The following is a 3,619-nucleotide window of genomic DNA, read 5'->3' as shown; positions in this document are numbered from 1 at the left end:
TGTAGAGGATGAACTTGGTGGCGGCGTACTGGCGCTTCGGCCCACCCCAGATGGAGATGAGCAGATAGACCGGCACCAGCTCAATCTCCCACATCAGGAAGAAAAGGAGCATGTCCTGCGCCAGAAATACGCCCACCTGGGCGCCGTACATCAGCAGCAGCAGGAAGAAAAACAAACGCGGCTTGTGGGAGAGATTCCAAGCCGCCACAATCGACAGGGTCGTGATCAAACCCGACAGCAACACCAGCGGGAAGGAGAGGCCGTCCACCGCCAGCGACCAGTGGAACCCAATTTGGGGCACCCAGGCGTAGCGCTCCGCCAGTTGCAGAGAAAAGTCCTGCAGGTCATAGTGCCGCGCAAAGACATAGACCATCAGGCCCAAATCAAAAGCCCCCACAGCGAGGGCATACCAACGCACCCAACGGCTCTGGGGGATCAAGGGGATCCCGAAGGCTGCCAGCAGAGGCAAGAGCACCAGCACCGACAGCCAGGGAAACTCAAGAGGATTGCTCATGACCAGGAATAAATACTCATGCTCGATACCTCAATGATATGAAGCTGTGTAAACAAATGGGAAGCGATATTTACAAAAAAATCTGCGCAATAGCGCAGATCTCGAGAAGGTTTCTCCAATGCCAATCATCGAGGATCCTCAAGGGATCCGGCGCGATAGCGCTCCGCCAGGTGGATGGGCCACCCGAGTTGGCCAGAGAACCTTGTGGGGATCCCCCGGCAAGCGACTCCCCCGCTACCGGGGAAGTGGCCAGGATCTACTCATCTTCGGCAAAGACAAAACGGTGCAGCTCGTCCAGGGTTGGCTCTGGGCTTTCCAGAGCAAAAAGAACCGCGTCCTCAATCACGGCGCTGACCTCCGCGTGGATGGCTTGGAAGTCTGCCTCGGACATTAGGTTGTGCTCCAGGGCATAGCGTTCCAGTTGCTTGATGGGATCCCGCTGCCGCCAGAACTCTTTTTCCTCAGGACTGCGCAGCTCGTCAGGGTCGGCCAGAGAATGGCCCCGGAAACGATAGGTGATGCACTCCAGCAAGGTGGGGCCTTCTCCGGCACGGGCGCGGGCGATGGCCTGTTGGGCGGCCTCTCGCACTGCTAGCACATCCATCCCATCCACCTGGTAGCCGGGCATGCCAAAAGCCGGACCTTTGCGGTAAATATCGGTGTCGGAAGTGGCGCGTTCATGGGCCATGCCAATAGCCCAGAAGTTATTTTCCACCACATAGACGATGGGCAACTTCCAGAGGGCGGCCATGTTGAGGCACTCGTAAAACTGGCCGTTGTTGCAGGCTCCATCCCCAAAGAAGCAGGCGGTTACCTGGTCAGTGCCCCGGTATTTGGCAGAAAAAGCAGCCCCCGTCGCCACCGGGATCCCTTCGGCCACAAAGGCATAGCCCCCCAAGAAATTGTGCTCCGCCGAGAAGAGGTGCATGGAACCACCCCGACCCTTGCTGCAGCCGGTGGCCTTGCCGAATAACTCTGCCATGACCGCCCGCGGCGGGATCCCGGTGCTGAGGGCATGCACATGATCGCGGTAGGTGCTGCACACGTAGTCGGTGGGCTTGAGCGCCTTGATCACCCCCGTAGAGACGGCCTCCTGGCCGTTGTACAGATGCACAAAGCCGAACATCTTGCCCTTGTAGTACATTTCGGCGCACTTGTCTTCAAACAGGCGGCCCAGCACCATGTCTTCATAAAGAAGACGAGCCTCTTCGGCAGAAATGCGAGCAGTTGTGGAGCGCGAAGTAAGTTCTTGAACCATGCTGCGGTGCAACGAATCAGAGGTATCTTAGGCGGTCAGCAGTGAGCTTTGCGGTTTGCCCATTATCTCATGCTCCAGTCTGTCTGCCACCTTACCTGGAAATCCCATCCTGCAGGGCCGAAAGCGGTTGTTTCGAGGCCAAGGGAGTTAAACTGAAAGGCTAGGGCAAGAGGCGTTTCCATTGCAGCAGCCGCATCAGGACTCCGTCCCGCAAACGCGAATCTTGAACACCAGAGGGGGGGTTTCTTCTGCTCTCGGCTTGGACGTCGATCTGCTGGAGCCGGGGGCAAGAGGTATTTGGCCAGCCAACGTGACGGGGTGCGCCCATGGGAGCCCGTTGGGTTAGCGGTTTTGCGGCGGTGTTGTTTGCGTTGGCGGTCACCCTGCTAGGGGGCTGGTATTTTACTGCAGCCATTGGGCTGATCATTTTTTTGGCCCAACTGGAGTTTTTTCGCTTGGTGCAAGCCAAAGGCAATGCGCCGGCCATGCGCACCACCATGTTTTCCAGCCAGGTGCTGGTGATTTTGCAGCAGGTCAAGCCGGAATGGACGAGCCCTGCTTTTATTGTGGCGGGATCCATCATCTGTTTTTATTTGCTCTTTAAGCCCAAGGTGGCCACCATTGCCGATATTGCCACCTCGATTTTGGGGTTGTTCTACTGTGCGTTGCTGCCCAGCTTCTGGATTCGGGTCAGGGCCTTGTCTTTTGCGCAAGGGCTGGGCGAAGGGCTATGGATTACGCTGTTGGCCATTGGCTGCGTGATCGCCGCAGATGTAGGGGCCTACCTGTGTGGTCGGGCCTTTGGGCGCACCAAGCTCTCCATCCTCAGCCCGAAAAAGACGGTGGAAGGGGCGGTAGCCGGGATTGCCGCCAGCATGACCCTTGCGGTGGTTGGAGCCTATTACCTGGGCTGGCCGTGGAGCTGGTTGAGTGGGGGCATTCTGGGGTTTTTGATTGGGTTAACCAGCCTGCTGGGAGATCTCACAGAATCTCTGATGAAACGGGATGCAGGGGTGAAAGATTCCGGGGATCTGATCCCGGGCCACGGCGGCATCTTGGATCGGGGAGATAGCTATGTGTTCACCGCGCCACTGGTGTTTTACTTCATGGAATGGCTCAACGCTTACTCTGGGCTCTAGAGCCATCTCGTAAGCCTGCCAAAACCCAAGAACGCACACCAGCTACGGGTGCAGGGGATCCTCAATTCAAAATGGCTTGGCAGTCGGGACTCTCTAAAAACACCTCTCGCGAAATGGAGTCTCCGAAGTATCCCAGAGGCGTGACCACTATTCTTGGCTGCTTCAGGCGAAACTCAGTCTCGTCGTAAACCACCAGTTGGCTGATACCGAAAATGGGATCTGCCGCCACCTGGAGAATACGGGCCTTCCGCTGGATAACTTGGGGGGTCTCTACCTCCAGTTCAGAAGGGGTCAGGGGGCGATCCAAACCGAAGAATAGCCGTCCACTTCGACCCACATAAATCTCCTCTGAGTCATCGAACTTCTCTGTACCCACAAAGCAAAAGCTATAGGTGGTGTATGGGATGAAATACAGGCCTACCAACTGGGATTGGCTATTAGACTGAGAGGGGGTTCGCTCGAAGTACGAAAGCAACAAATCTGCTAACAACTGGGGCGCGGATTGGTTATCAGACTGAGAGTAGGTGTAGGAACCCAAACTCAAGCAAGCCTCAAAACCTACCAAAGAGCCTAGATGAGATACCCCCTGACAAATCAGGATGTCACCATCTAAGCTCTCCTGGTCCTGTTGCGCCAAGGCAGGGATCCCAGGGGATAGAGCCATCAGAGCCATCAGGACCGTTGCCGTCAATGATCTGGACATAACGC

General features: G+C 56.6%; 4 protein-coding genes. 1 reads left to right on the top strand and 3 read right to left on the bottom strand.

What is annotated here, in order from left to right; genetic code table 11:
* Together NW819_RS08130 and pdhA are read right to left on the bottom strand one after the other, a co-directional pair.
* Window positions 1-514 (bottom strand): proton-conducting transporter membrane subunit (locus NW819_RS08130; protein WP_414413452.1); only part of this gene is annotated, 514 nt, incomplete at its 3' end.
* Between the two features lie 256 nt (window positions 515-770).
* Window positions 771-1,772, bottom strand: coding sequence for a pyruvate dehydrogenase (acetyl-transferring) E1 component subunit alpha (pdhA, locus tag NW819_RS08125; protein ID WP_414350741.1), 1,002 nt, complete (start codon window positions 1,770-1,772; stop codon window positions 771-773).
* Between the two features lie 326 nt (window positions 1,773-2,098).
* Between pdhA and NW819_RS08120 the strand changes: the two genes are divergently transcribed.
* On the top strand, window positions 2,099-2,911 hold the full coding sequence (locus NW819_RS08120) for a phosphatidate cytidylyltransferase (protein WP_414413451.1): 813 nt from the start codon (window positions 2,099-2,101) through the stop codon (window positions 2,909-2,911).
* A gap of 61 nt (window positions 2,912-2,972) precedes the next feature.
* On the opposite strand, the gene NW819_RS08115 is transcribed toward NW819_RS08120, so the two are convergent.
* On the bottom strand, window positions 2,973-3,389 hold the full coding sequence (locus NW819_RS08115) for a hypothetical protein (RefSeq protein ID WP_414329456.1): 417 nt from the start codon (window positions 3,387-3,389) through the stop codon (window positions 2,973-2,975).
* Window positions 3,390-3,619: the final 230 nt, after the last annotated feature.

Origin of the sequence: Synechococcus sp. R8-2 (assembly GCF_047461715.1) — a bacterium.
In the GTDB taxonomy this organism is placed as follows: Bacteria; Cyanobacteriota; Cyanobacteriia; order Thermostichales; family Thermostichaceae; genus Thermostichus.
This window is presented reverse-complemented; position numbering and strand designations above follow the sequence as displayed.

What these genes read in the sequence shown, in the direction of transcription:
- NW819_RS08120 (WP_414413451.1), top strand. Translation starts at nt 2,099, where the DNA reads ATGGGAGCCCGTTGGGTTAGCGGTTTTGCGGCGGTGTTGTTTGCGTTG.
- pdhA (WP_414350741.1), bottom strand. Translation starts at nt 1,772, where the DNA reads ATGGTTCAAGAACTTACTTCGCGCTCCACAACTGCTCGCATTTCTGCC.